Annotated in this window: 25 protein-coding genes and 2 pseudogenes; 13 read left to right on the top strand and 14 right to left on the bottom strand. The window is 53.6% G+C overall.

Annotated elements, in window-relative coordinates:
* The 3 genes and pseudogenes from E6B08_RS30345 to E6B08_RS30335 form a co-directional block, all read right to left on the bottom strand.
* Complete coding sequence (locus E6B08_RS30345; RefSeq protein ID WP_009682452.1) at positions 1 to 258, bottom strand: hypothetical protein; 258 nt, start codon at positions 256 to 258, stop codon at positions 1 to 3.
* Between the two features lie 195 nt (positions 259 to 453).
* Positions 454 to 711 carry a sigma 54-interacting transcriptional regulator gene (locus E6B08_RS31650; protein WP_323370650.1) on the bottom strand — a complete coding sequence of 86 codons (258 nt, stop codon included), beginning with the start codon at positions 709 to 711 and terminating at the stop codon, positions 454 to 456.
* 7 nt (positions 712 to 718) lie between these two features.
* Positions 719 to 1,629 (bottom strand): annotated as a pseudogene (locus E6B08_RS30335) (LysR family transcriptional regulator).
* A gap of 134 nt (positions 1,630 to 1,763) precedes the next feature.
* On the opposite strand from E6B08_RS30335, the gene E6B08_RS30330 reads away from it, so the two are divergent.
* Together E6B08_RS30330 and hpxO are read left to right on the top strand one after the other, a co-directional pair.
* Entirely contained in the window at positions 1,764 to 2,795 is a 1,032-nt protein-coding gene (locus E6B08_RS30330; RefSeq protein ID WP_009682454.1) for an aromatic ring-hydroxylating oxygenase subunit alpha, read from the top strand.
* Positions 2,796 to 2,912: 117 nt separating this feature from the next.
* Entirely contained in the window at positions 2,913 to 4,166 is a 1,254-nt protein-coding gene (gene hpxO, locus E6B08_RS30325; protein ID WP_009682455.1) for an FAD-dependent urate hydroxylase HpxO, read from the top strand.
* Between the two features lie 478 nt (positions 4,167 to 4,644).
* On the opposite strand, the gene E6B08_RS30320 is transcribed toward hpxO, so the two are convergent.
* Both E6B08_RS30320 and E6B08_RS30315 read right to left on the bottom strand, forming a co-directional pair.
* Complete coding sequence (locus tag E6B08_RS30320; RefSeq protein WP_009682456.1) at positions 4,645 to 5,643, bottom strand: isopenicillin N synthase family dioxygenase; 999 nt, start codon at positions 5,641 to 5,643, stop codon at positions 4,645 to 4,647.
* A gap of 95 nt (positions 5,644 to 5,738) precedes the next feature.
* The gene (locus tag E6B08_RS30315; RefSeq protein ID WP_009682457.1) at positions 5,739 to 6,686 is read right to left on the bottom strand and encodes a LysR family transcriptional regulator; all 948 of its coding nucleotides are present in this window, start codon (positions 6,684 to 6,686) and stop codon (positions 5,739 to 5,741) included.
* A 368-nt stretch (positions 6,687 to 7,054) separates the two neighbouring features.
* On the opposite strand from E6B08_RS30315, the gene E6B08_RS30310 reads away from it, so the two are divergent.
* From E6B08_RS30310 to E6B08_RS30285, 7 genes are all read left to right on the top strand, one after another.
* Complete coding sequence (locus E6B08_RS30310) at positions 7,055 to 8,140, top strand: TIM barrel protein (protein WP_031325677.1); 1,086 nt, start codon at positions 7,055 to 7,057, stop codon at positions 8,138 to 8,140.
* Between the two features lie 52 nt (positions 8,141 to 8,192).
* Entirely contained in the window at positions 8,193 to 9,002 is an 810-nt protein-coding gene (locus tag E6B08_RS30305) for an aromatic ring-hydroxylating oxygenase subunit alpha (protein ID WP_238349385.1), read from the top strand.
* A 60-nt stretch (positions 9,003 to 9,062) separates the two neighbouring features.
* Complete coding sequence (locus E6B08_RS31275) at positions 9,063 to 9,806, top strand: Rieske (2Fe-2S) protein (protein ID WP_238349384.1); 744 nt, start codon at positions 9,063 to 9,065, stop codon at positions 9,804 to 9,806.
* 68 nt (positions 9,807 to 9,874) lie between these two features.
* Positions 9,875 to 10,516, top strand: a complete 642-nt coding sequence (locus E6B08_RS31270; protein ID WP_238349383.1) for a ferredoxin reductase — start codon at positions 9,875 to 9,877, stop codon at positions 10,514 to 10,516.
* A complete protein-coding gene (locus E6B08_RS31265; protein WP_238349382.1) occupies positions 10,423 to 10,818 on the top strand; it encodes a 2Fe-2S iron-sulfur cluster-binding protein in 396 nt (131 codons plus the stop codon). The genes E6B08_RS31270 and E6B08_RS31265 overlap by 94 nt, the downstream gene beginning before the upstream one ends.
* 10 nt (positions 10,819 to 10,828) lie before the next feature.
* Entirely contained in the window at positions 10,829 to 11,473 is a 645-nt protein-coding gene (locus E6B08_RS30290; RefSeq protein ID WP_009682461.1) for a glutathione S-transferase family protein, read from the top strand.
* Between the two features lie 120 nt (positions 11,474 to 11,593).
* Positions 11,594 to 12,583, top strand: coding sequence for an isopenicillin N synthase family dioxygenase (locus tag E6B08_RS30285; RefSeq protein ID WP_009682462.1), 990 nt, complete (start codon positions 11,594 to 11,596; stop codon positions 12,581 to 12,583).
* A gap of 94 nt (positions 12,584 to 12,677) precedes the next feature.
* Here E6B08_RS30285 and E6B08_RS30280 read toward each other — a convergent pair whose 3' ends face one another.
* Both E6B08_RS30280 and E6B08_RS30275 read right to left on the bottom strand, forming a co-directional pair.
* Positions 12,678 to 13,478, bottom strand: a complete 801-nt coding sequence (locus tag E6B08_RS30280; protein WP_009682463.1) for an outer membrane protein OmpK — start codon at positions 13,476 to 13,478, stop codon at positions 12,678 to 12,680.
* A 346-nt stretch (positions 13,479 to 13,824) separates the two neighbouring features.
* Positions 13,825 to 15,168, bottom strand: coding sequence for a nucleobase:cation symporter-2 family protein (locus tag E6B08_RS30275; protein ID WP_009682464.1), 1,344 nt, complete (start codon positions 15,166 to 15,168; stop codon positions 13,825 to 13,827).
* 315 nt (positions 15,169 to 15,483) lie between these two features.
* Here E6B08_RS30275 and E6B08_RS30270 point away from each other — a divergent pair, with 315 nt between their 5' ends.
* Both E6B08_RS30270 and E6B08_RS30265 read left to right on the top strand, forming a co-directional pair.
* Positions 15,484 to 16,146, top strand: coding sequence for a GntR family transcriptional regulator (locus E6B08_RS30270; protein ID WP_023662964.1), 663 nt, complete (start codon positions 15,484 to 15,486; stop codon positions 16,144 to 16,146).
* Positions 16,147 to 16,289: 143 nt separating this feature from the next.
* Positions 16,290 to 17,224, top strand: a pseudogene (locus tag E6B08_RS30265) (IS5 family transposase); the annotation flags it as partial.
* Positions 17,225 to 17,303: 79 nt separating this feature from the next.
* On the opposite strand, the gene E6B08_RS30260 reads toward E6B08_RS30265, so the two are convergent.
* The gene (locus E6B08_RS30260; protein ID WP_192938715.1) at positions 17,304 to 17,864 is read right to left on the bottom strand and encodes a TnsA endonuclease N-terminal domain-containing protein; all 561 of its coding nucleotides are present in this window, start codon (positions 17,862 to 17,864) and stop codon (positions 17,304 to 17,306) included.
* A gap of 284 nt (positions 17,865 to 18,148) precedes the next feature.
* On the opposite strand from E6B08_RS30260, the gene E6B08_RS30255 reads away from it, so the two are divergent.
* The gene (locus E6B08_RS30255) at positions 18,149 to 18,343 is read left to right on the top strand and encodes a hypothetical protein (RefSeq protein ID WP_009682466.1); all 195 of its coding nucleotides are present in this window, start codon (positions 18,149 to 18,151) and stop codon (positions 18,341 to 18,343) included.
* A gap of 48 nt (positions 18,344 to 18,391) precedes the next feature.
* On the opposite strand, the gene E6B08_RS30250 is transcribed toward E6B08_RS30255, so the two are convergent.
* From E6B08_RS30250 to E6B08_RS30240, 3 genes are all read right to left on the bottom strand, one after another.
* On the bottom strand, positions 18,392 to 18,592 hold the full coding sequence (locus E6B08_RS30250; RefSeq protein ID WP_031325683.1) for a hypothetical protein: 201 nt from the start codon (positions 18,590 to 18,592) through the stop codon (positions 18,392 to 18,394).
* 58 nt (positions 18,593 to 18,650) lie between these two features.
* Positions 18,651 to 19,124 (bottom strand): hypothetical protein, encoded by a 474-nt coding sequence (locus tag E6B08_RS30245; protein ID WP_136917514.1) that lies wholly within the window; start codon positions 19,122 to 19,124, stop codon positions 18,651 to 18,653.
* A 141-nt stretch (positions 19,125 to 19,265) separates the two neighbouring features.
* Positions 19,266 to 20,027: a hypothetical protein gene (locus E6B08_RS30240; RefSeq protein ID WP_009682469.1), complete on the bottom strand. Its 762-nt coding sequence runs from the start codon at positions 20,025 to 20,027 to the stop codon at positions 19,266 to 19,268.
* 190 nt (positions 20,028 to 20,217) lie between these two features.
* Between E6B08_RS30240 and ligD the strand changes: the two genes are divergently transcribed.
* Positions 20,218 to 21,174, top strand: coding sequence for a non-homologous end-joining DNA ligase (ligD, locus tag E6B08_RS30235; RefSeq protein ID WP_165605137.1), 957 nt, complete (start codon positions 20,218 to 20,220; stop codon positions 21,172 to 21,174).
* Between the two features lie 28 nt (positions 21,175 to 21,202).
* Here ligD and E6B08_RS30230 read toward each other — a convergent pair whose 3' ends face one another.
* From E6B08_RS30230 to E6B08_RS30220, 3 genes are read right to left on the bottom strand one after another with little or no spacing between them, the layout of a single operon-like run.
* Positions 21,203 to 21,382 (bottom strand): zinc ribbon domain-containing protein, encoded by a 180-nt coding sequence (locus E6B08_RS30230; protein ID WP_009682473.1) that lies wholly within the window; start codon positions 21,380 to 21,382, stop codon positions 21,203 to 21,205.
* A 49-nt stretch (positions 21,383 to 21,431) separates the two neighbouring features.
* Positions 21,432 to 22,805, bottom strand: coding sequence for a hypothetical protein (locus tag E6B08_RS30225; protein WP_009682474.1), 1,374 nt, complete (start codon positions 22,803 to 22,805; stop codon positions 21,432 to 21,434).
* Between the two features lie 9 nt (positions 22,806 to 22,814).
* Positions 22,815 to 25,055 (bottom strand): hypothetical protein, encoded by a 2,241-nt coding sequence (locus E6B08_RS30220; protein WP_009682475.1) that lies wholly within the window; start codon positions 25,053 to 25,055, stop codon positions 22,815 to 22,817.
* Position 25,056 lies beyond the last annotated feature (1 nt).

Genomic DNA, 25,056 nt, shown 5'->3' with positions numbered 1-25,056 from the left:
TCACGCTGCGCCGGCAATTTCTGCCGCACGCCGGGTAACGATGATCACCGGAATGGGAAGGGACAGCTCGTCCCGTACGACCAGGGCTTTGCTCTGGCTGTACATCGCGCTGGCCAGCTGACGGCGGGCGAGCATCGACCCGATGCTCGACTGAGTTGATTGAGTGGTTTTGCCATTGCACGGCACGATCAGAGATTCACCAGGCTTCAACTCAGCCAGTGCTTGGGAAACATTGCCGCATGAGATTTTGAGTTCCATCGCTTGCTCCTAGAGAGGGGTAGCCGCCCCGTTTGAATGTTGAAAGTACGTACGTACGTACTTATAATAGATCTTGTTGCACGACTTGTCAGCCAAAAGAGAGAAATCTCTAGATCCAATTGGCATCACCGCTCACGGAAGGAGAAGGGAATGAAACAAGCAATCTCGGTAGGGGGAGGATTGGTGCTGTTGCTACTAGCAACAGTCAGCGCTGCAGCAGAGGAGAGCGGACCGGCGCCTAGCCTCGCTTGATAGTTGTTTGGGCTCGTTTGGCGAGAGCTGCTGCAACAACTTCTTAATAAGTTCGGGAATATCCTGACGCTCGCGAAGCGGTGCGATCACCACTCGCATGCCATTAATTCGGTAGTACAAATCCTCACGAAAACCTTGCTCGTGGATCAATCGGTCCAACTCACGTAATGATGCACTTACCAGCCGGAAGTCCACAGAAATGCTTCGATTAATGAGATCTAATCAGGTCGGCCATACGTTTCTGTAGATCCGATAATGCCAACAGTGCCGCACGTGAGAGTTGGCGATGAGGAGCTACACAAATGGAAAGAACTGGATGACTGACGTGGATACCGTCAAGAGGAACGAAGGCAATGGTTTGCGCTTCTACTTCGCTTGCGACATCCAACCAGGACAGAATCCCCACCCCCACGCCGGCGCGAATTAACGAACGCATCATACGCAAATCGTTGCACGCTACTCGCTGCCGAACATCAAGCCTCAAATGATCGTGAAGCGCATGCACGTGCTTTTGTACAACCAAGGGAGCAGCAGGGAAGATCACTGTCACATCCTGAGTATCGCTCAGACGTAGGCTTTTCCTTCCCGCCAGTGGATGGGAAGTGGGCATGGCAACACCCATCTTGATCACCGCACTCGCGGTCACCGACAGCTCAGCCCCCGCAACAGCATCCAGAACGAAGCCGAAGTCCACCTCAGCAGAGGCAATCATTTTTGCGACATTCTGGCTGTCAGCAACCTTCATACCAAATGTGAGGCCCGGGTACTGCTGCATGAGAGACGAGATGGCTTCAGCCACCATTCCCTCACTAAGCGCGTCGATCAATCCAATATCGATATGACCGCGGCGCAACCCTTGCATCTCGTCGATCTGCTCACGAGTTCGAGCATATTCTTTCTGCCACTGACGGGCATTCGCCAATACTAATTCGCCCGCGGACGTAAGCCTCAAACCGCTTGGGAGTCGCTCAAATAAGGCACTCCAAGCTCTTCCTCAACCTTAAGAATCTGCCGATCAATAGCCGAGGCAGAGACGTGCAAAACCTCCGCCGCTCGGCGAATGCTGCGGTGCTGAGTGACCTCGAGAAAGTACCGGGTGAATCGAGAGAAAGGGAACATGTGTTGTGTTTTTTGCAACGCGATGATGAGAAATCGATGTTTGAGTTCATCACGCCGTGATCTTAAAGTCCATACCGAAGCGCCTCAGAGCGCGCTTTTCAGACCGTTATGGCAGCTGACGAGGCTTATGTCCCATGATCAAAGACCGTACTCTTCCACTCAATTGCACTTTTGTCGAAAGTGACTGGCGCATTCTCGCTTCGCATTGGTACCCAATCGCCGAATCAATCACAGTGGGCGTTGAGCCGATCAAAGCGATGCTTCTCGACGAGCCGCTTGTGGTTTATCGGATAGGCGAAGAGTTGATCGTGGCGCGGGACGTATGCCCGCATCGTGGTGTTCCGCTGAGTATGGGGAAGAGCGACGGCCAAGGAGTGGTTTGTCCGTACCACGGCTTGCGCTTCGGTCACGGAGGCAAGTGCAACAAGGTTCCGGCAAGCCCCAATGGATCCATCCCAAGCCGTATGCAGCTTTACACGTATCCTGCGGTCGAGCGTTATGGACTGATCTGGACGTGCCTCGATCCTCAGAACGATCAAGTCGACATACCGAACATGCCTCATTGGGAGGATGCAGGGTTTCAGCAAATTGTTTGCCCAGCTTTCGACGTTAAGGCATTTGCAGGGCGTCAGCTTGAGGGCTTCCTTGATGTCGCTCATTTTGGCTTCGTTCACACGGACACTTTTGGCAATCCGAACAACGTTGAGGTTCCTGCCTATCGTCCCGAAGAAACACCTCAAGGTTTCGAAGTTCGCTATCTAAGCACAGTGGCAAACTACCCGATCGGCGTAGAGGCTGACATTCCTTCTGATTTCATTTGGCTGAGACACTTCGAGGTACACCTGCCGTTCACGGCTACTCTGACGGTGCACTTTCCGAACGATGGTCGGCTGGTGATCATGAATGCGGCTTCCCCCGTGTCGGCGAAATACACGCGAATGTTTGCCCCGATCGCGCGTAATTTTGACAAGCATATTCCTGTAGAGGACGTTCATAGCTTTAACTTTCAGGTGTTCGAAGAGGATCGTCTTATCGTCGAAGCTCAAAAACCGGAGCGTCTGCCACTCGATCCATCTCTAGAAGTGCACATTCCGGCGGACATGAGCTCGATTGCCTATCGCAAAGGGTTGCGTAGCCAAGGACTAAGCCAGTTCTTCCTGAGCTAAGTATGCGATTGTTTTACCTGAAAAGACGTGGGGAGCATGCGTGGCATGCTACCCGTGTCCCGGGGCGCGGACACTAACCAGTGCTGGTGGAGGTGCTCTCCCAATTCACACTGGCAAATGACCAGGAACAATCAGCCCAAGCGATCTTTTCATCTCTTCATCTTTGGTGCGTTCGCAATGACTCTTTCACCTTCTAACTCGAAGCCGTTGGATATCGTCATCATCGGCGCAGGCATCGGTGGGCTAACGGCGGGTATTGCCCTGCAACGTCACGGACATCGCGTACGGCTGTTCGATCGGGTTGCAGAGCTGACACCTGCAGGCGCAGCGATCTCCGTCTGGCCCAACGGCGTCAACATCCTAGAAAAGCTTGGTCTCGGAGATGAGATCAAAAGCTTCAGCGGTAGCATGGACACCATGAGTTACAGCACGCACAAAGGTGCCCTGCTAACCCGCTTCAGCCTCGAACCGCTATATAAATCCGTCGAGCAGCGCGCTTGCCCCATCGCCCGTACAGTCTTGCAGAAAGTCCTGCTGAATGCCTGTGGCGCTGAGAACGTCACTCTGAGTGTGAGCTGCGACAGTGTCGAGGCTCAGGAGGGCGGTGTGCTGGTGAAGCTCTCCGATGGCCAGCGCATCCAGGCCGATCTTGTGGTGGCCGCTGACGGTACCCACTCGCGGCTGCGCAACTACGTGGCAGGCTGCGAAGTAGCGCGTGACTACTGCGGCTATGTCAACTGGAATGGGCGCGTGGACGCTAGCGACGATCTTGCTTCTGCTGCCGAGTGGACCCAGTTTGTCGGTGACCAAAAACGCGTTTCGCTCATGCCTATCGGCAACGGCCAGTTCTACTTCTTTTTCGATGTACCACTTCCCGCTGGAACTCTCAATGTGCGGGAACGCTACCGTGAAGAGCTGTACAGCCACTTCGAAGGCTGGGCTCCTCCAGTGCGAGCCCTAATAGAGCGTATGGATACCTCCATCGTCAGCCGCGTCGAAATCCACGACATAGCGCCAATCACCAGCTTCGTCAAAGGCAGGGTAGTTCTGCTGGGCGATGCGGCGCACCCCATGGCGCCTGACTTGGGCCAAGGAGGCTGTCAGGCTATGGAGGATGCCTGGGTACTTGCCAAATGCCTGGAGCTAAGAGCCGCTGATGTCGTAGCCGCGCTTGACCTCTACAACACCGCTCGTGTCGATCGCACCGCGCAGATCATGCTGCGTGCCCGTAGCCGGTCAGAACTGACCCACGGAAGAAGCCCGGCGCATACGCAAGCTTGGTATCAGGAGCTCGCGCAGGAGACAGGGCAACGTGTAATTGCGGGGATCGTCAAAACTACCCTAGGAGGCGGGGAAATGGTACTCGGCTGATCCGGAAGTGACCAACCCTGCCTGCGCAATCTGAGGCAGTAATGATCTCCCTTGAAAGTCTCTTCAGACGCATAGGCGCCTGGTCGATCAGGTCATGGGTGGCATCTGCGTCATTACCGATCGAACCATGCGTTCAACCAGATAACCTTCACCTGCGACCTGGATTGTACCTGTGCAAGGGCGGACACCATCGCCCTTGATGCTGGAGTTTGGAGGTGGGTTCGCCGAACGCATACGTTCGAGTAGCGATCTCGACTGCTCATGCTGATAGGTCCAACCGTGATTGCTCCAGGGGCCGCTCTACACGAGGTCCACTTTCAGTTGGTGCCCGGCATACCTCGCAAAAGCTGCCGTCAAGCCCAGCCGGTGACCATTCCCATTCAGGCGCAAGTGTTTCATCGTCCCAAAGCTTCGTGCGGGGCATTGTCAGAATGGCTGGATAAAGGCCAGTGCGATCGCGCTGGCCGTGCAGACCGCATTACATGGCGTAGGTTTTGCGGAACATGTTTTTGTAGTGGTCCTCGACAGTGATCACCGGGTACTTGGGCGACTCTCCTGGAATGAGGCATTGATGGATACACTCGATCTTGTGATCAACATTTCCAGAATAGAAATAGGGCACTGAGTAACGCTCGTTCCCTGACAAATTCACCACCCGATGCAAGGTCGAGCGATACAGATCGTTGGTCCAGCGCGAAATCAGGTCGCCGATGTTTACCACGTAGGAGCCAGGCACAGGCATCGCCCAAATCCAGTCGTTACTTTCCTGATCCCAAACCTGCAAGCCCGAATTGTCGTCCTGGAGTAGCAGCGTCAGGCCGCCCCAATCGGTGTGTGCTCCGCAACCTTTTTCACCAGGTGCTGCCGAAGGGGACTGGGGAGGATAATGGAGCAGCCTTAAGGTCGTCATCGCATCGTGGCAGAAGCTGGCAAAGTGCTGCTCAGGAAGACCCAGGGACAGCGCAACACCTTGCATCAGCAGTTGCGCGACACCCTCCAGCTCCCTTTGGTATTGCTCCATCGTTGCACGAAACTCAGGCAAGGCTTCTGGCCAGAGGTTTGGACCTTGGTTGAACTTACCGTTCAAAACATCGGGGTGGTCGAGCGGTTTATCCTGCCCGATATAAAATCCCTCTTTGACATCGGCGGGCGCCCCGGCCTCAAGCACCTGATTGCGTAGTGGTTCGTAGCCTCGATTTGCTTGAGAGAGCGACTTATCAACCTTGGCTTTTTCCTCGGGTGGCAGTGCAAACAGCTTCGCTGCCTGGTCGATGACTCGCTGCTGGAGGGCCGAGGATATCTCGTGACCAGTCACATAAAAGAACCCTTTATCGCGGCAAGCCGCACCGATCTGCCGGCCTACCTTGGCACGTACATCGATGTTCGATGAGCGCAGTCCGGACATATCGATGATCGGCAGCGATGCAGCCGTATCGGAGATTTCAATGGTTGTAGGTACGAGTTGAGCGTTTGACATGGGAGCAACTCCTGCGTGAAGACTTTTAGTGTCATCGGTTGAGCCGCTTACGAAAAGCATCGATTATCGCTCTAGCTGATGCTTTTTTGGCATCGCTAGCCAAGAGTCCTGTAATCAGCGGCTTCTTGGCGCTCGCGGAGCAAAATCTCATCTGCGAGAATTCTGGCAAAGGCATCGACAGCAGTCGGGATATAACGACCTGCCCGCTTATACAACCCAAGATCGCAAAAAATCCCGCCGCCATCCGTTAGCGGCAGCATTTTTAGCAGCTTCGCCTCCATTTGCGCCTCAATACCAAATCTGGTCTGGAAAGCGATGCCACGGCCCCGGAGCACCATCTGCTTAGCAAGCTCGAGTGAGCCAGACTCAATTCGGGCTTTGCCTGGGATATTCGCTGCCTTGAGCAGAGCCGCCAATCGATGGCGAGTCGATAATTCAGGTTTACCCAGGATGAGATCGTAATCGGCGCAAGCACCGAAACTGACTTGTACCCTTGCGCCTAATGCATGTCCTGGGGGCACTATTGCGCCAAGTCGAAAATGCCCGAGGGCTAGCTGCTGAAGTTCTTCGTGTCTGGGCAGCGCAAACGCCAAACCAAGGTCAGCGGCTCCCTCGACGATCGCGTCAGGAATGCGATCAGCACCGCAGAGAGAAACCCCAATAGTCACCCTCGGATAACGCTGATGCATTATCTCCATCACCGTGGGTAAGAGGTCGACCGCTAGCGTCTCTACCGTTACCAGTTCTACATGCCCAGCACGCAGCCCCTCCATGGCGTCAAATTCTGCGCGCAGTCTTTCAACGTCATGCAAAACCACACCGATGTGACGCGCGAATAACTCGCCGGCAGGCGTCAATCGAAGTCCGGAATTGAGTCGATCGAACAGGGGGGCACCAATGTCATCTTCGAGCTTAAGGATCTGACGGTTTACCGCTGATGAGGCGACATTCAAACGCCGCGCGGCTTCGCGGATGGACTCGCAACGGCGGACCATATCGAAGTAAGTGACGGCAACTGAGTGAAACTTTAAACGGCGAGCCATTGTTAATCCCTCAAATCACTATGCGGGCTTAAAGGTCTTCAGCCCAAGCGATGCTAGGGCAAAGACTGGAGGTAGCACGCGTGCGCAAGCAGACATACACCTCACCAGCGCACCAATCTGAATCACAAAAGAAGATTGGCGCACCTCTTTGGCGCTAAAAGCCTCGCCAAGAATCTTCGGACGCTTTCATCAAAAGCTGTCCGACCAGTCAAATAGAGGGCTAGCCCTATCAATCAAGTGAATTGGCACAGGAAGTGCTTTGACATCGGCATAACTGGTATACCAGATTGTGCATCTGGAAAGCCATGAAATTTGATGATGACAGCAAATGGCCTTTGACTCTGGCACACGCGATAGGGGATCAACACATGAAAAAGATGTTCAAGCTGGGATGTGCCGGTCTAGGCATTCAAGCGTCATCCATGGAGCGGCCAGTTTCCCTGGTCGAACTGCCCATCCTCGAGCAGTTCAAGCTGGTAAAGGAAGCCCAAGTTTGGGATTTCATCGATCGTATTCCGAACAATCGTCAGGAGCTGGACGAGTACATCAAGGGCAGCCAACTCTACGATCTGCCGGTACTGTCGGGCAGTGGCTGCTACACCTTGGGGCTCGATGAGGCAGTCATCAGGGAAAACCTGGATCTCACCGTAGAAGTAGGCGGCAAGTACCACAACTTCATGGTTTGGGCCAAACACAAGGACGGCCACTACGTCACCAATGAGGAAGTGGCTGCCTGCTACCTCGACGCTTATGAATACGCTGCCAAATCTGGGGTCATCATCACCTTCGAAAACCACGTTGACATGTGGTCAGAAGACTACCGGCGAGTGCTGGAAGTAGCCGATCTGGTTGAGACTCGCGGTGTGCCATTCAACATGGCGATGGATTACAGCCACTGCATCTTCAAGATTGAAAATGAGGTCGAGCACGCGGTTTCACAGATGCGCGGAGATAACGAGGCCATTGCGATGCTTGACCCGTTCAATTCCGATAGCTACGCAGATCAATGGCTTAGCCGCAACCTAGTGCACTGGGCGCAGATGCGGCCAGCAGCACCGAACGGCCCATTGAACTGGTGGGGCTTTGAGACTGGCCCTTGGGACGCGAAAGGTATTGACCGCCCAGGTCGATCTATTCAGTACCCATTCGAGCGTCCAGCCAAGGGGGAATGGCACACCGATATGTGGCATGCGCACAAGTTGGCTTGCACCAAAGAAGTGACCCGCAAAGTCATCGATGCGTATCTGCAAAGTGACGACACCTCGCTGTCGCTGATGACCATCGACAACATCAATCTGAACGCCTACGGCCTAGGCTGGAAATACAACATGTTCGCTGACAGCTGCGCCTACGCGAACTTCGTTCGTGAGCTGTATGCCGAGCGTGCGGCTGTCCATCAAGCCCGCAGTGCTGTTTCACCTACCGAATTCGTTGCCCAGTACCGGGCCCAATAACCGTGACTGCCCCGGTCACTCCACGGTGCGCCGGGCTTCAGAAGGCATTTTCATGCACGCAGAAAACAGCTTTGTAATCGACGACTGGTATCCCGTCGGGGCGCTGGCCGAGACAGTCAGCGGCCGGAAATACCACACTCGAATTTTAGGGACGGAGATCTGGTACCAACTTGCAGATGGCACTGTATCCGCCGGGCTGGCAGATAACACGGCGGAGCTAGCGTCCAAGAGCATTTATGGTCTGCTTTGGGTGTCACTAAGCGATAACCCTAGGGACGTCATTGCGATACCGGAGTTCGCGGAAGCGGACCGCAGAGTGGTCAGCGCAGGCTCGATCCGAGTAGCTACGTCAGGACTGAGGGTTATCGAGAACTTTCTCGACATGGCGCATTTTCCGTTTGTTCATACCGACATTCTTGGCGCGGAGCCCCTGACCGAGGTTGCCGCTTACGATGTCGAAATAGATGAAGCGGCTGATGAAATTCGGGCAGTCAATTGTCGTTTCCCGCAGCCCAAGGGGTCAGCAGCTGCGAGCGAGCCGGTGGAGATGCAATACGTCTACCGGATAGCTCGCCCTTTCATTGCCATCCTCTACAAAACATGTGTGATCGATGCCAACCGCTTGGATGTGCTTGGACTTTTCGTGCAGCCGGTGGATCAGGAGAGCAGCATCGCTCACACGATCATGTGCTACCTGGACGACATCAATACCGACAAACAACTGCGCGACTTTCAGCAGCGCATTTTCGGGCAGGACATCATGATCCTGATAAACCAAGTCCCAAGGCCTTGCCCCTTAATCCAAGACATGAAACCCCGTGCGAGCGGATGCACTCTCCAGTGCCTATCGACGCTGGCTTAATGACAGAAACGTGACGTTCGGCACCACCCGTGGGTGAGCTGTATTAGCAGGTGATGAGATATGGTTTCGTTGAATCAACAATGGCACGTGATTGCCAGCTCTGAAGACTTGCCGTTCAGGCATGTGTACCAGACACGTCTGCTTGGCCAGGAGCTTGCCGTCTGGCGTGACGACGCAGGTGAAGTAAACGTATGGGAGAATCGTTGCCCACACCGTGGTGTGCGGTTAAGCCTAGGCGTGAATGTCGGCGACCAGCTCAAATGCCAATACCACGGCTGGAAATACGAGAGCGGCTCGGGGCAGTGCTCCTTTGTACCGGCACATCCCGGCGCAAAACCTAGCACTGCATGCGTTCGCACGTTCCAGTGTACGGAGGTGAACGGTGTAGTTTTTGCTCGGCTTGAGGCCGCTGGATCTGAACACAAACCGAACAACTCTGCACCGATCGATGCAGCCGTAGCGAGCAACCTACGCAGTCATACTGTTCCCATGAGCGCCACTGCAGCCGCAGGCTTGCTCAAAGAAGCAGCAACGTTATTCGCTCCTGTTTTGGGCAGTTCTACCGATGGGGTTCAGGTGCTGGCCACCGGCCTTATTATAGACCTGAAGTGCGCAGGCCTTTTGGACACCCTACGGCTGTTCGTGCAGCCGGAGTCGGATGGACGAGCAGTAATTCATGCTCGCCTTTTCTCTAACCAACCCGTGTCCTTAGAGCGTAAGTCGACTTTCATTGATATTCTGGGAAATTTGTTCTTGCCCGCGCGGGAGAGCACTAGCAACGTCGCGGCTCCCCTGTCCGACTAATTGCATCTGATGCCGTACCAGTGGCGGCAACACGCAAGGCTACAGCGAACCACCAGTTCTGGTGCACCGTGACGTCACGTCGTAGTGAAACTCCGGACATTGACTCTTATTGGCTCACGCCTGACGAGCCACAACAATTCGATCTCGAACCGGGAATGCATGTCAGCGTGCTCACGCCCTCCCGACACCTACGCCAGTATTCTTTAGTGAACACCCCGGAGGAACGGGACGTGCTGGTGATCGGAGTCAAGCATGAAGTGAACTCACGAGGCGGCTCGCGCAGCATGCACGCTGATGTGCACGTCGGCACCAAAATCCTGGTCTCACTACCACGAAACCAGTTCATCCTACAGCCGCCTGGCCGCACACCATTGCTGATCGCGGGTGGCATTGGGGTCACACCGATCTTGGCGATGGCTTTGCATCTGCAGTACGTAGGGCGCCCCTATGGTTTTCATTACCTGGCGCGAGGTGAGCAACATATCGCCTTCCCGGATCGAATCGCTACCTTGGCCAGTGATCATCCACCTTATCTAGGATTGGATGTCCTTGGGACCCAACGAACGATCACTGAACTGCTGCAGTCGGTGGATAGCGACAAGCACGATGTGTACGTTTGTGGTCCACAACAGATGATCGAGTTGGTGGCTACAGTTGCTCAGCAAGCGGGGTTTACCCAGAGCAGATTCACTTCGAGTACTTTGGTCTGACGCCTTCCACAGGCTCAGGCCCCGCCACCACAACGACCGGGTACCAAGTCGCAATAAATTCTACAGGCCAAGAGTTCACCGTCGAACCAGGGCAAACACTTCTAAAGGCGTGTCTGGATCACGGCATAACAATAGATTACTCCTGCGAGCAAGGCGTCTGCGGGGCTTGCGTCACCCCTGTTATCAGTGGCGATATAAATCATGAAGACGTCTACCTTTCCGCCAAAGAGAAGGAAAGTGGGAAGCTAATCATGCCATGTGTGTCGGGCTGTAATTCCAAGAAGCTGGTGTTGAATATTTAATCGGTGCCCCATGTTAAAACTTTACGATTTCGAGTTGTCTGGCAATTGCTTCAAAGTCCGATTAATGATGTCGATTCTAGGTCTAAAATACAAGACCGAGGTTGTGGAGTTTTACCCAGGGCGGGAACATAAAACCCCAGCATTTCTGAGAATTAATCCGATGGGGCAATTGCCAGTTTTGCAGGATGGTGAAAAAACCATTCGAGACTCCCAGGCGATATTGGTTCATCTCGCTGCGATGTATGACTCGACGCGTCAATGGTATCCGGTCAATCGCCCCGACGTGCTTGGAGATATCCAGATCTGGCTAGCATTCGCGGACAGTTTGACTGGGTCCATCTCAGCTGCTCGGTTGCACGAGCTTTTCATGTACGACTTCGATGCTGAGAGTTGCCGCTCTCGCGCTTACGATCTGCTGAATGTAATGGATAAGCATCTTTGGATGCAGCGTCAACAGGGCTTCAATTATTTATGCCCGTTGGCACATGCGACTGTGGCTGACATTGCCTGTTTTCCGTATGTAGCGATGGCCGACGAAGCAGGACTATGCCTGCAAGATTATCCCTCCGTACGTTTGTGGCTGGATGCAGTCAAGCGAGTTCCTGGATTTACAGTAATGTCGGGGATTTTCCCAGCAGGAGACGCACCGCACTAATCAGGATTGGCACTGGGCGAAGCGCCGAGCCGAGCATCGGCGCCCGAAAATTCGTGCCGAACCGATTCAATTTGAAACGCTGCCTTGCTACTAAAACATTTGGCTGAATGAGGCTTGGAAATGGTCATTTACACCCCGCCATCAGTGGCAAAAAACATTCCTGTTATCGATTTGCTCGACAGCTTTTCTCACGATATTGAAAAACGCAAGGCAGTAGCTTGGGAAATTCATAAAGCTGCTCGACAGACTGGTTTTTTTTACATTAAAAACCACGGCGTTCCGTTAGAGCTGCAACAGGCGCAATTCGCGGTGGCCAAAGATTATTTCCGAACTCCGCTTGAAGATAAGATGCGAATTAACTCTAAGAAATCGAGTTGTCTGCGTGGCTATGAGCCTATCGCGGCACAAACCTTGGACGAGGGTTCGCCACCCGATTTGAAGGAAGGGTTCCTTTTGGGGCGAGAGCTAACCGAGGCGCATCCCCATGTTCAGCGCAAGACTCCTTACCATGGCCCCAATCAATGGCCAGAAGGGAATCCACGTTTTCGTCAGCATACCGAAGATTACATGCAGTACATGGATCTACTCGGCCGTAGGCTGGTTCGCTTACTCGCGCTATCACTGCAACTGCCTGAAGACTTTTTCGACGAAGGTCTCAAGGAACCAATGATCATCACTCGGATGCTTCACTATCCAAGTCAGCCGGCCGATGCTCGTGAAAATCAGCTGGGTGCCGGCGCACACACCGACTGGGGTCTAATCACTCTCCTGCTGCAGGATGAAGTGGGTGGTCTGGAGGTACGTAATGCCGACGGGGAATGGCTGAAAGCCCCCTACATTGATGGTACTTTCGTTGTGAATCTGGGCGACATGGTTCCGTTGCTAACGGATGGCCTGTATCACTCCACCATGCATCGGGTCTTCAACGCGAGACAAGACGCCGCGCGTTACTCGATTCCTACCTTCTTTGACCTGGATTACTACTACGAGGTCGAAGTAGTACCGTCACTTCGCAAGCCTGACACTACCTACCCGGCACCTATCACGGTTGGGGGGCACATTGCTGCGATGTTCGACAAGACGTTCGGCGTCACCAAAGCCACGGTATAATCACTCGCCGGAATGCAAAGGCCACCCTCGGGTGGCCTTTTTAATTTCTGGCTCTGCCAACTATAAATGGCGAACTACCAGCCCGCCACTATAGTTAAAAATAGTATTTCACAATCAGGCTTGTCACATTCTGATTGGTATTGAACTCCTTGGTACTCTTAATGGCGTACTTGTTAGACCAATTATTATACTCGATACCTGCATAGAAGTGCTTCGCTTTATAGCCTAGATACTTGCCAATGTCATATTTTACCTGGGGATTGAAGAGCAAATTGCGATGGTAGCTCCCCTTGTTATTGACTACCCAGTCCAAATAACCATCGATAACTAGATCGGAGCGTCCCATCGGAATCGTATAAGCCCAGCTTGGAGTAATCTGCCATTGACCAGAGGGCGCGGCGCCGCCATCTGGCTTGCGGTAATAGAAATTTATCTGGAAATAATCGAATCCTGGAAGAGCGAGATCAAATCCCGGGCCTAGTAGATAATTGACCTGATCGTGTGAACCGTTCCGGTCGTTCTTATCCCATTCAATGCTTGTTGCGATTAGCACATCCTTGATCGGACCAAAGGCAAGGTTGCTGTTGAACATTTTGCCAAGTGAAAGACGCGGCGCCGTCTCACTGTAGATAGAATGATGCCCGTCATTGTAGGTCCCACCTCCTGGATACCAGTTGTTATCAATGAAAAAATACACGTCGCCCCACGACCAATCGCTAAAATGTTCATAGGTGATGGTCTGAACAGTCTTGGCATCGACTTTGAACTCTTTACCATATTGGTATGTAAGGCTGTCGCTATGCCAATTCATGTCTGCAAATGCAGATAGTGGGAGACAAGTGATACCCAGCAGCCCAGCAGAGCCTACCGCAGCGACCAACTTATTAACTTCCATCTTACCTCCAATATATAAAACTGACCGAGCGATCAGCTATTTATACATAGCAAGTATGGGGCCAGCCAAACACTCTATTGCGCAGATTTTACCGACGAAATCAACACATAAAAAAATCTTTTGCGCTGTGTGAGAGCATATAAATAAATGGCGGCGTATTACGGTGCGGGATAATCTCTCTCTCTTGCAACGTGATGGTGCGGCCGCGCCCCATAATAATCGGGAGTTTCAGAGGCAAAAAAAAGCGACCGATAACGGTCGCTAAGCGCAATCCTGACCTGGGAGCATTAAGGCAGGTACCACTTCATATTTTCTAAAACATTTATCAACATTACTGAGTTCTACTTTATAGAGTTTGCGATTGAGCAGGAGTTGATTCGGATCCTTGACGCATTGGTTTCGCAGCTACTCCATTGAAGAACAAATTAAGGAGAGTGGCGACGATCGCGGTTAGTAGAATAGGACTTTCAAGAATAGGCCCTAACGCAGACGGTAACTTATTGAAGAATTGCGGAGACACTACCGGCAGCAGGCCTACCGCAAGGCTGATCGCCACTATATAAAGGTTGCCCACTTTCTTGAAGTCTACCCGAGCCAAGACCTTCATCCCGCTAGCAGTCACCATGCCGAACATTACAATGCCCGCACCACCCAACACAAAAGGAGGTATGGAGGCGACGAAATACGCGACCTTCGGAAATAACCCAAGCACAATCAGTATCATTCCGGCAAAAGCGCAAACCCAACGGCTCCGTACCCCGGTGATACTCACCAGGCCTATGTTCTGCGCATAGGAGGTGTAAGGGAACGTGTTGAATATGCCGCCAATCATAGTGCCTGCAGCATCAGCACGAAAACCCCGAACCAGCGTTCGCTCGTCCATTGGTTTCTCTACTATCTCGCCTAGGGCGATGAACATTCCGGTGGACTCGATGAAGGTGACCAGCATCACGATGCACATGGCTGCGATTGGCCAGATATGGAAGGTCGGTATGCCGAAATGAAAGGGCTTGATAAGCCCGAACACTGGTGCTTCCTGAATCCCCTCCAGGCTTACTAAACCCGCCACCGCAGCCACTGCGAACCCAAATACTAGCCCTAGAAGTACAGATATGTTATTCAGAAAACCCTTGGCATACCGCACAATTAGCAGAATACAGACCAACACTGCGGCAGCGATTCCAAGGTAGAGAGGTCGACCAAAGTCCGGATTCCCAAAGCCGCCGCCAGACCAAGCGGCAGCTACGGACATTAGCGAAAGTCCTACTGCGACGATCTCTGTTCCCGTCACCACGGGCGGGAAAAAACGCAGGAGTTTCCCCACCAATGGCGCGACAGCCAAGCCGAACAAACCAGCAGCGATGGTAGCCCCAAAGATTCCCGACAAGCCCACTGTAGCGTCGGAACCGATTGCAATCATGGGGCCAATAGCTGTGAACGTTACCCCCATCATTACAGGCATGCGAATACCTATTGGCCCCACACCTAACGCTTGAATGATCGTGACGATCCCGCACGCGAATAGGTCGGCGTTGATTAGAAAAGCGATGTCGGCCTTAGACAATCCAAGCGCCGCACCCAGCACCAATGGAATCGCCACGGCACCGGCGTACATCACCATTACGTGCTGGCATGCCATTAAGAGCATTGAAATGAAGCGCGCATTATTTCTAGGTGGAGAGTTCTTCATACAGACCTGCGCTGTGGGGCTCCTTGCTTATGGCAACTGGCTGGAGCTAGTAGTCGAAGTAGACACTGAAATGCCAGATTGGATATCTGGTATACCAGTAGCCATCTGACGCAAGCATCCTTCATGCCAGATCCACAAGCTGTCTCGGTGATCAGGTTTCTGAGGGCTGCGCCGGGATTTTATGTTGGGCTTTTCGACCAAAACGCCCCTTTTCGGACCATTTTCTGCGGAGGCTCCCCAAGACAGTGCCAATCCCGCCGGAGAAGGCGGTGTGATAGGCTACCCGGCTGCTAACTTCCATTGATAGCTGGTGCCATGCTCACTCAAAAAATTGTTTCCGCTATTTCAGACGCCATCTATCATCGCCGACTACCGCCAGGGACCAAGCTGAACGAGCGGGACATCGCTGAGCTGTTCGAAGTAAGCCGCACCGTTGTAAGGCAAGCGTTGATACGCTTGTCACAGGATCGGCTGGTAGTGGTCTCGCCTAAACGCTCCTCAACAGTTGCCTGCCCCACCTTCGATGACGCCTACCAGCTGTATCAAATGCTGCTGGTCATGGAAAGTGGGGTCATTGACCAGTTGACCCGCAGCATCAGTGAAAAAGATCTAGAAACTTTACGGGCTCATACCCTGAAGGAGCGAGTTGCCTTCGAAAACCACGACCACGATCTTGGCGACCAGCTTGGCCGGCAGTTTCACTCGCTACTCATTTCGTTTCTGCAGAACGACATCCTGAATCAAATCCATACCCAGCTTCGACGCCAAGAAGCGCTTATCAATGCCTTGTACCGTTCAGGATTCGACTACTGTCAGCTACGAAATGAGCATTCCCGTCTGGTCGACTGCCTCGAACTTAAAGATGGCGAATCGGCTAAGGCCCTGCTGGCCTCGCACTACAACCTGGTCATTAAGGGCTACAAGTTCGACACCGCAGTGCCCCCAGAAATCGACCTGAAATCGGTACTTGGTTTGTAGCGACGGAGGGTGTTGACGCTGCATCCACCCCCACAAGTTTTTCACTAGGCAGGGTGTTTAGGGACTCTCCGATCAAGTCAGCACAGGCAGCCGGACCTGTGCTGAAATAGCGCTCCGTTCATCCACGCCAAGAAGTCTTGCCCATGAGTCAGATGAGCTTCTCCGATTTCGAATATGCCGGTAAGCGCAAGCAAACCCGTCGTGAGCGTTTCCTGGCCGAGATGGAACAGGTCGTACCGTGGAGCGGACTGGTCGCATTGATCGAGCCGCATTACCCAAAGGCAGGTGGCGGTCGCAAACCCTATCCATTGGAAACCATGCTGCGCATTCATCTGCTGCAAAACTGGTTTTCACTGAGCGACCCCGCTATGGAGGAAGCGTTGTACGAGATCACCTCGATGCGCCAGTTCGCTCGACTGACGCTCAGCGCCCCGATCCCCGAAGACACGACGATCATGAACTTCCGGCATCTGCTGGAGAAGCACCAGTTGGCGGCGTGTATTCTGGAAACCATCAACGCGTACCTGCGAGACAAAGGCTTGTCGCTGCGCCAGGGCACGATCGTCGATGCCACGATCATCCACGCCCCCAGTTCGACCAAGAATAAGGAAGGCAAACGCGACCCGGAAATGCACCAGACGAAGAAAGGCAACCAGTACTTCTTCGGCATGAAGGCGCATATTGGTGCCGATGCTGAGTCGGGCCTGGTACATCACGTTCACGGCACTGCCGCGAACGTAGCTGACGTGACGGAGGTCGCTCAGCTACTGCATGGCGAAGAGAATGTCGTCTGTGCGGATGCGGGCTACACAGGCGTGGAAAAGCGGCCTGAACACGAGGGGCGCCAGGTGATATGGCAATCGCTGCCCGCCGCAGCACCTACAAACACTTGAGTAAACGCAGCGTACTATACAAAGCCAAGCGCAAGATCGAAAAGGCCAAGGCGCAAGTACGTGCGAAAGTGGAGCACCCGTTCCGGGTGATCCAACGCCAGTTCGGCTATGTGAAGACTCGCTTTCGCGGCTTGGCCAAGAACACGGCGCAACTGACCACGCTATTTGCGCTGTCGAATCTGTGGAGCTCGCTCGTCATGCTTAACGGAATATTCAGGTCGCAACAAACGACGCCCTTTGCGATCAGGTTCCACAACACGGGGATCAGCTCACCGCGCTGCTTGGATCAGGAGCAAGCATTCCAAGGAGGTTGCCCACACTGATCAAGTTGTAGCTTTCAAATACACCCACGACTTGGGCGCGCTGAAGCGGGCCAGGCTCTCGGCTTCGAAACGGCCAAAGAAATTTGACGTTATCCAGATATGGCGTGCGGATTTCCCGTTCCGTGTAGACCTCAAAACGCCACCCGCGCTCAGCGCAGTACGATTTTGCCGCGCGAAATTTGGGCAACAGGTTTCGCCACTGCTCGCGAAAATTCGCTCGGTATTTGACCTCATAAAGGATTGGCGGCGGTGATGACGCCGATTCCTGGAATGTGATGAGGCCGTCGGGCGTGTACGACCGCTCCTCACCGGCATCGCCCTTGTATTCGATCCTAACGGGCTGAGGTAGGAAGCTGCTGACGCGGCGATCGAAGCGGACAAGCTCCATTAGGTCGCGCTCGAGGGTCGATTCAAACCGACCCATCAGCGGTACGATGCCTGTGACGCTACGACCGCTAACGCCGATGCTGCGGACCGGCAAAGTGGGCAGAGCCTTCTTCATTCTCATTGATCTCTAGAAACTAACCGTATTTTCTCATTTTACGATGTGTTTTACAGCGGCATCGCAGCGAACCTTACCGCACAGTTCTATGACGTTACCGAGGAGGTCGTGGAAGTACATGTACTGCAGCAAACAGCGCTGACTGCGACAGTCGTTGCATCGGCGCCTGGGGGTCATACTTGTACATTTCAAATGGTGCCGGCCCTGCAGAAACAGCGGCTCCACATGGCTGGCTGATCGCACACACCAGCTGCAAGCCCTAAGCTTGGAGGAGGGCAAGGAACGTGAGTACCCGATTAACCGAAACAGCTACCCACGATGACTGGCAGGAATTTGAGCACGGTGGCCAGCGCTGGTCGTTCAACGCTGATGAGCTCGCCCAGCTCGATGAGGAAGACGGGTTCTTCCACTTCGTGGACTACCACCGACTGAGTAAACCGACAGTGGAACGTGTAGCGGCATTCATCGACAGCATGTGAACCATCAGCCCGCCAGCGCGGGTTGAACTCAATCAGTGAGCAAGTCAGTTACGACTGGTGTGGATCGGCAGTGATGCGGATGGTTTGCTCCCTTGCCAACACGCGCTCGATGCGTTGAAACAACCCCTGATTCTTTGCCTTGGCTGCTGGGCGCAGCCGATCGGCCTCCTCGATCACAGCCTGCAGTGCTTTTGCTGGATCGGGTTGCTTGCTCGAATAGCCCAACCGTTGCCCAAGGTCGTACCGCAAGTTCTGCGCAGCGCCGTTTACCGCCTGAGTAAGTGTCTCCTCGCCACTCTCGAAACGGTCAAAATCCCGCCCGAATTGCGACGAAAGCCCCCTCGTAATAGTCTTCCAGGTAGTTGCAGTCGAATAAGGCCAGATGAAGCTCCATGATCTCCAACAATTGCTCAGCTCGCCCGGGAGTCTCATCGGTGACTGAAGGGAAGCGCTTCGCGATCAGCCCGCTGATTGCTACCAAATAGGCTTTACGCGCCTTGTCTTCTCGTTTTTCGAGTTCAACCCGTACCTCTTTTGCCCGCTCAACGTGACGGTTAAGGTCGCGCAGGAGAACTGCAGCCCGCTTAAGCAGGTCGCGGTCCTCCATATCCAGGAGCTCGCTAAGGCCGATACTGGGGGTACTGAGCTGCTCCAGCTGATTGCAGGTAGCAGTGAGCTGGGCCTGCTGGGTTTTGAGGTCACTACCGCTGCTGTATTTGAGCACTTCGAGGACCTGCGCAGAGGTAATACGTCCGTAGAGCGGGGTCGATTTGGTAGCCATACTGGGGCCTCAGATAATCTTAAATGAAGCATCGGCCCAGCCTCGGAGATGGAGAGCGGCTAGGCCAGTTGGGGGGGCAAGCAGAACACCAGCTTACCATGCGAAGGTTCTAGCAAACCGAGCTGCTAAACCGGCGCGAAGTCAGGTCGCATGCTTCTTAGCGCGGCTCAGGTCCTGTACTCGTGAGGCCGAAATGCCTGCGAGTTTGGCCAACAATGAATGGGGGATAACACCCAAGAGGTGGTTGTATCTAACAGCTCTGGATACGCGCTCGTAAGGCTTCACGCCGAGAAAATCACGGCGCTTTTCGATGATGCTGTAAGGGACCCCTACAATGCGGCTGATCTTGGCGATCGACATGCTGTGCAATAGGGATTCGTAACCCAGCAAAGGACCATGGAAGTCCTGCAGAGGGGCTATTTCGATGGGTTGGAGTAGAGGAGCGACTGGCTCGAACCCGAGCGACTCTCTCGCTTGCTGTACGGCATCGAGCGGCACGTCGGACACTCGAGCTATCTCTTGATCACTCACGAAGCCGAAAAGGGGCTTGTAGGCCCTCAGAGGGTGTCCTATGGGTAGGCTTTGCTGCCGCGGTTTGGGCCTAAACACCGGCAGAATTTTTTGGGACTCCCTGTAGACTTTCACCATGTGGGCCGAGACGCCGCATCGAGCTGCAACAGAACGATCCGAGATAACCCCCAGCAAGTGCGTATAAGGAGCGATAGCTTGCGCTACGGTGTAGGGCGGCAATCCATACGCTTCTCTACGGCGTTTGATGGCGTGCCTCGAAGTGCCCACCTGCAGGGACAGGTGAAGATCTTTCATGGTGCCCAGTAGGTGGTCATAGTCCCGTGGTTTACCGATCGCAGCCGGATTTACGATCCTCGGTAGGCTTGCTTCCATTCAATGCTCCAACACTTGCTAAATGCCGCCGGCATTCCGGTAAAAACTCAACTCAGTTACGCGGCAAAAGGAACATGTTAACAGCCCTCAACCTGAGAGTTCATACCATCCTTTGGGCGGACGAGGTGATCTTTCTGACAATCCAGCACTCCACTCTGAAGGGAAATCTCAGTTAGCGAGGTCGCGGATCGTGCAACCACCCAAGGCACCGAATCCGGGTTGGATCGCTCCACAACTGGTGACTTTGACGACTCGGCCTCCGCAAGGCGAATGGAGGTACGAGATCAAGTACGACGGGTATCGCCTTTTAGTCCGGATCGATGGTGACCAGGTGCAGCTTTTTACGAAGAACGGTTTTGACTGGACCGATCGTATGCCACTGCTTACCAAAGACCTAGAACGCCTGGCCGTGCATTCGGCCTGGCTCGATGGTGAGGTCGTGATCCAGGAGGATGACGGTCGACCTGCCTTCCAAGCCCTGCAGTCGGCGTTCGCCTCAAAGGCCACCGATGACCTGGTATATGTGGCCTTTGATTTGCTGTATCTCAATGGTGCGGATCTTAGAGGTGAAGCTGTCGAGCTTAGGCGACAGGTCCTCGAGGCGCTTCTTGAGCATTGCCCAATGGAGCGAGTGCGGTTCTCCGTGACATTGGATGCTGACCCGATGCAATTGCTTGCCAATGCCTGCCGGATGAACTTAGAGGGAATCGTCGGGAAGCGAGACGGTAGCCGATACAGCAGCGCGCGGGACGGTGCCTGGGCGAAGCTCAAGTGTGGCAATCGGCAAGAATTCGTCATAGCCGGCTACACACGGGCTGCAGCCGGCATTGGCTCGCTATTGCTGGGCCTGCATAACGACGATGGTCAGCTGGTCTACGCAGGGAGGGTTCGCTCCGGGATCAGCGAGCGTACCCTAAAGGCTTTACGGGTTGCTCTCGCACCGCTTGCCCAGGATCGCACCCCTCTCATCGACCCGCCCCGTATGGAGCGCGCAGGGGTTGTGTGGCTTGCCCCGCAGCAGGTGTGTGAAGTGAAGTTCGCGGAGATTACCCCGGCCGGCAAGGTTCGGCACGCCGTGTTCGTCGGGTTACGCGACGACAAGCCGGCCGACGCCATCAGCCTGGAAAACGACAGCGAGCTGGACTGAGCGGACAACTTCCTCAGAAGGTTTTCCGTTAGTCGTGTTCGTTGGAGGCCAGCTCAACACCGCCGTCCCACTCGGCCTGGACCTCGGAACCGCACGACGCACAGGCCGTCGTCACCTCGGGCGCAGATTCCGGAAGTTGCAACTGGCCGGCATGCCCACAAGCCTCGCAGCGGTAGACGTACAGCACTATCGGGGCGGTCGTATCCATGGTCACGTTTTCCTATGGTCAGGCGTAGCGCTCAAGCCGGGAATGCAGTTCAAAAATGAATTTGCTTGAACTGCGCGATTTGTCCTTTCTCCAGCATACGGACTGCACCGCTGGTCTGGGGACGTAAATACTTTAGGTCTTTCACATCGATCTTGAGCTTGCGGGCAGCCTCATCCCAATCGGCAGTGGCCAGGTTCAGAAGCAGCAAGGTGCCAGCGTTCTTGATGAAGTCAGAGCTAAAATGTGCTGGGGACTGTCCTGCCAATAGAATGGACAACCCAAACTTACGCATTTCAGTGACGATGATGTTAATAGGATTGCTAACGTCCTCATCGTTAAATTTCTTGGATTCATCCAACACAACAAGGCGCCGCAGCTTTCCACCAGACTCACCTCGTTGCATCATCTCGCGGATGATGGAACGGAGGCGGAAGCGCACGAACATTTTTAGTTCGTCCTCGGATTGAGCCAAAGGTTTCAAATTGTAGCGCCGCACCCTTGCATTACCAAACGGGGGAGGGTTTGGGTTGAAAATGCCAGTAGCGTGAAGATTCTCAAGTCGAGTGATCACACTTAATACAACGTCCTTGCTGTGGTACTTGATGACATCCTCAAACTCATGGCCAGTTTCAATATTATTTAGGAAGGTCATATGTGCCTCGGCTGCTTTGTCTTTTGCCGAATTGAGTCGCTTCTGCTGTGCCTCCATATCTGCATCATCGCCTCGCGCTTTTGCTTTTGCGAGTTCAGTACGCCTTTTGTTCACCGCCGACATGCACCTGCAATATTCCTCAAAACAGCTCAAGGCTTTTTTTCCATCGCCACTGTCGTCCACCCCCATCCAAAGTGAACGCAGCTTTCGTTTCGCAAGCCGGATCACATCAGGTAGCGTAGGGTAAACACCACGGAGGTCATTCCACTGCTTTGTCTGAATTAAGTGGCGAATTTCATCCTCGGTCGCTTCACGCCGCACCCAGGTACGAGGATCACCAGGCAGTATGCCGCGGGCGGTGTACGCATCTGTTAGCAAATGCCGAAGCACACCTTCCTGATTACCGCCGAGCTTTCTTGAGGTTGAATTGATCGACTCAATGACGTCATTCACTGCGCGACGAACACCGCCATAATGCGGATCAGTATTTAGAATGAGCGGGTTGAACCCGTAGCGTGATGACTCACTAAACATGACGGTCTCTGTGCCAGGGATCTCGATATCACCGTGATAGTCGAAGATGTCGATTTCGATCTCTTCATTCATGTTCGTCACGAACTCGCGAATCCAATGAGTTTTACCAGCACCGGATGTCCCGGCAACACCAACATGGTGATTCGAAACTCGGTCCTCTGACCAAACAACAGGTAACTCAACGTTATCTTTTTTGAGTTTCCAGTAGTCGTTCCCCAATTTGATAGCTGTGGACATAAAAACTCCTTAGTCGTCGAAGGCTTCTTCGGGTATCTCTAGATCATCCCCTTCATCACCCAGCAACTCCTCGAATTCGTCTTCATCACGAACCTGGTGGTAATAGCCGGAGAGCCCTTTCGCCTCTGCAGCGTGTACTGCTTTTCGAGCAGCTTGGAACAACACAATGCCGCGTTGTTCAGGGCTCACTTCAAACCGGGTAATAGTGTCCATGTGAGCTGCCGTTGCCACAATTTCATCGAGAACCGGATCATCCAGCTTTGGATAGTAGGCGGATTCGACTCTGCGCAACTGGGCAGTTACGTAATCGACTGAATGGTGATCGGTTATGCTGATCTTTTCGGCGCTGTGAGGTAGCCGCGAATATTCTGGTCGCTCAATTTGAAGGAACCGGTTGATACGTGCCGACAGTTTGCTAGTTTTTTTGTGCTCATCCGGGATGTAGAAACTGGAGCTCGGAACAACGCTATCTTTGAAGATGACCATGCCTTCGCCGGCTTGGAGCTTTTTCAAATCAGGCAGCTCGATCTTGTTACGTTTCTCAATATTGGCTCCCGCTTGAGCGCGGAAAGAGGACTGCATGGCACCGGAGCTTTCATCGTAGCCACCCAGGACACTGTAATACCCTTCACCGCCAGCCTTGCGGATGAAGTCGTAGGTGTCCTCAGGGTCTTCCAATGCGAGCACCCACTTAACCTTGGTATTGGCCAGCATCGAAGCAGCTTCGTCAGCTGCCTCGCCACGTTTCAGACCTTGCATGTCTTGAACTGCCGCAACCATCATGAAGCCCAGACTACGAGCCTGTGCGAACATTACAGCGATCCCTGCAGCAAAGTAGTAAGCCAGCTCATCACTGATGATGAGGTAGGGGTTGGGCGCATTGGTCGCTTTTGTGTCGAGCACCTGCTCTTTCGTCCCCTCCAGTTTGTAACCGAGGTTCTGTGCCATCATCAACCGAATGGACGAGATATAGAGCTTGCCCAGCGATGCCGCTTCGGAGGCTGATTTCTCCAGGCTCGGGATCATCACCACAAGCAGCCTATCGTTAAGCAACACATCCATCATGTCGATTTCCGGATACTTGTCGCTGAACACGTGCGAGTAGGTATCCATCATCATCGAGAAAATTCGCGAGAATTGACCAGTCAAATAGCCATGCTGGTTAAATACCTCCGCGTCCCATTTAGAAGGATCGTCCACCAAGTCGGGGTTGAAGCCCGGCAGGCCGGTCTCAAAGTACGCTTTGATAGGCAGGTAGGCAGTCTCGGGAATCAGTCCCTGCTGGCCTTCTTTGTATAGCTCGACCAGATTCTTCAGCGCGAGATAATGCCGGAAGGTAGCAACGGAAATTTCAATTTCGCCCCTGGCGCGTTTGTAGCAGAGCGTCCTGATCACTGCGTCGACCATGTTGATCGCTTTTTCTTGCCACTTCGCACCATCGCCACTGGCCGCAGGCAGCAGCGACGCCAAGAGCTGCAGCAAAAAGTCGGCAGCACCGTCACCAAAGGGATTCAGCGAGTTCGACTGCGCTCTAAAGTCCGAGGTCCACTCTTTTCCATTCTCGCGTGCCACCATGCTATCGAATGGGTCCATACCCCCGGTCAAATAGTTGAGGATCAAGAAGTCATCTTCACGGCCTAGGCGCCTGGCAAGCGACCACAGGCAAAATGCTAGGTTGGAGTCTGCTTTGCCGTCTGCGTAGCAAGCTCCCGATCCCCAGCAAAGTGCGTTGAAGAACAGCGCCATGAGAGTTTCACTTTTTCCACTGCCGGTGGTTCCAGGAATCCACATATGCGTACGGCAGTCGGAGTTGTTGAGCCAAAGTTCTCGACCTTCGTCTTCACTCCTTGCAATGCCCTCGGCGTTTGGCGTACGCAAATACCCCAGATACATGATGCCACCAGCAGCAAGGAGCTTGCGAAACGTCCGAGAGCTTTTAAATAAGCCCCACAAGGTTTTTTGTTCGACCAGTTCTTCGTAATAATCAGTTCGATCTTTACCACCGATGTCTTTTGGCATGCGCAATGGCATTCGAAAACGCTGATCATTGAAGGACATAACCATCATGCACATGATCAGTATCCAAACAGGCCACGCGGCAGGTTGATAGATCATCAACCCAATAAGTGCGAGCATCGCCAGCTTGAAGTTATTTGGCCGATGAAGTGAGACCATAAATCGGGTCCAAGCTGACCGGGTGTCTCTGGACAAGCGTCCAGCTTGGATCTCGTGTTGAGAATCGATAGCCATT

Origin of the sequence: Pseudomonas putida (genome assembly GCF_005080685.1) — a bacterium.
In the GTDB taxonomy this organism is placed as follows: domain Bacteria; phylum Pseudomonadota; class Gammaproteobacteria; order Pseudomonadales; family Pseudomonadaceae; genus Aquipseudomonas; species Aquipseudomonas putida_V.
This window is presented reverse-complemented; position numbering and strand designations above follow the sequence as displayed.

What these genes read in the sequence shown, in the direction of transcription:
- E6B08_RS30345 (WP_009682452.1), bottom strand. Translation starts at nt 258, where the DNA reads ATGGAACTCAAAATCTCATGCGGCAATGTTTCCCAAGCACTGGCTGAG.
- E6B08_RS30330 (WP_009682454.1), top strand. Translation starts at nt 1,764, where the DNA reads ATGATCAAAGACCGTACTCTTCCACTCAATTGCACTTTTGTCGAAAGT.
- hpxO (WP_009682455.1), top strand. Translation starts at nt 2,913, where the DNA reads ATGACCAGGAACAATCAGCCCAAGCGATCTTTTCATCTCTTCATCTTT.
- E6B08_RS30320 (WP_009682456.1), bottom strand. Translation starts at nt 5,643, where the DNA reads ATGTCAAACGCTCAACTCGTACCTACAACCATTGAAATCTCCGATACG.
- E6B08_RS30315 (WP_009682457.1), bottom strand. Translation starts at nt 6,686, where the DNA reads ATGGCTCGCCGTTTAAAGTTTCACTCAGTTGCCGTCACTTACTTCGAT.
- E6B08_RS30310 (WP_031325677.1), top strand. Translation starts at nt 7,055, where the DNA reads ATGAAAAAGATGTTCAAGCTGGGATGTGCCGGTCTAGGCATTCAAGCG.
- E6B08_RS30305 (WP_238349385.1), top strand. Translation starts at nt 8,193, where the DNA reads ATGCACGCAGAAAACAGCTTTGTAATCGACGACTGGTATCCCGTCGGG.
- E6B08_RS31275 (WP_238349384.1), top strand. Translation starts at nt 9,063, where the DNA reads ATGGTTTCGTTGAATCAACAATGGCACGTGATTGCCAGCTCTGAAGAC.
- E6B08_RS30290 (WP_009682461.1), top strand. Translation starts at nt 10,829, where the DNA reads ATGTTAAAACTTTACGATTTCGAGTTGTCTGGCAATTGCTTCAAAGTC.
- E6B08_RS30285 (WP_009682462.1), top strand. Translation starts at nt 11,594, where the DNA reads ATGGTCATTTACACCCCGCCATCAGTGGCAAAAAACATTCCTGTTATC.
- E6B08_RS30280 (WP_009682463.1), bottom strand. Translation starts at nt 13,478, where the DNA reads ATGGAAGTTAATAAGTTGGTCGCTGCGGTAGGCTCTGCTGGGCTGCTG.
- E6B08_RS30275 (WP_009682464.1), bottom strand. Translation starts at nt 15,168, where the DNA reads ATGAAGAACTCTCCACCTAGAAATAATGCGCGCTTCATTTCAATGCTC.
- E6B08_RS30270 (WP_023662964.1), top strand. Translation starts at nt 15,484, where the DNA reads ATGCTCACTCAAAAAATTGTTTCCGCTATTTCAGACGCCATCTATCAT.
- E6B08_RS30260 (WP_192938715.1), bottom strand. Translation starts at nt 17,864, where the DNA reads ATGAAGAAGGCTCTGCCCACTTTGCCGGTCCGCAGCATCGGCGTTAGC.
- E6B08_RS30245 (WP_136917514.1), bottom strand. Translation starts at nt 19,124, where the DNA reads ATGGCTACCAAATCGACCCCGCTCTACGGACGTATTACCTCTGCGCAG.
- E6B08_RS30240 (WP_009682469.1), bottom strand. Translation starts at nt 20,027, where the DNA reads ATGGAAGCAAGCCTACCGAGGATCGTAAATCCGGCTGCGATCGGTAAA.
- E6B08_RS30230 (WP_009682473.1), bottom strand. Translation starts at nt 21,382, where the DNA reads ATGGATACGACCGCCCCGATAGTGCTGTACGTCTACCGCTGCGAGGCT.
- E6B08_RS30225 (WP_009682474.1), bottom strand. Translation starts at nt 22,805, where the DNA reads ATGTCCACAGCTATCAAATTGGGGAACGACTACTGGAAACTCAAAAAA.
- E6B08_RS30220 (WP_009682475.1), bottom strand. Translation starts at nt 25,055, where the DNA reads ATGGCTATCGATTCTCAACACGAGATCCAAGCTGGACGCTTGTCCAGA.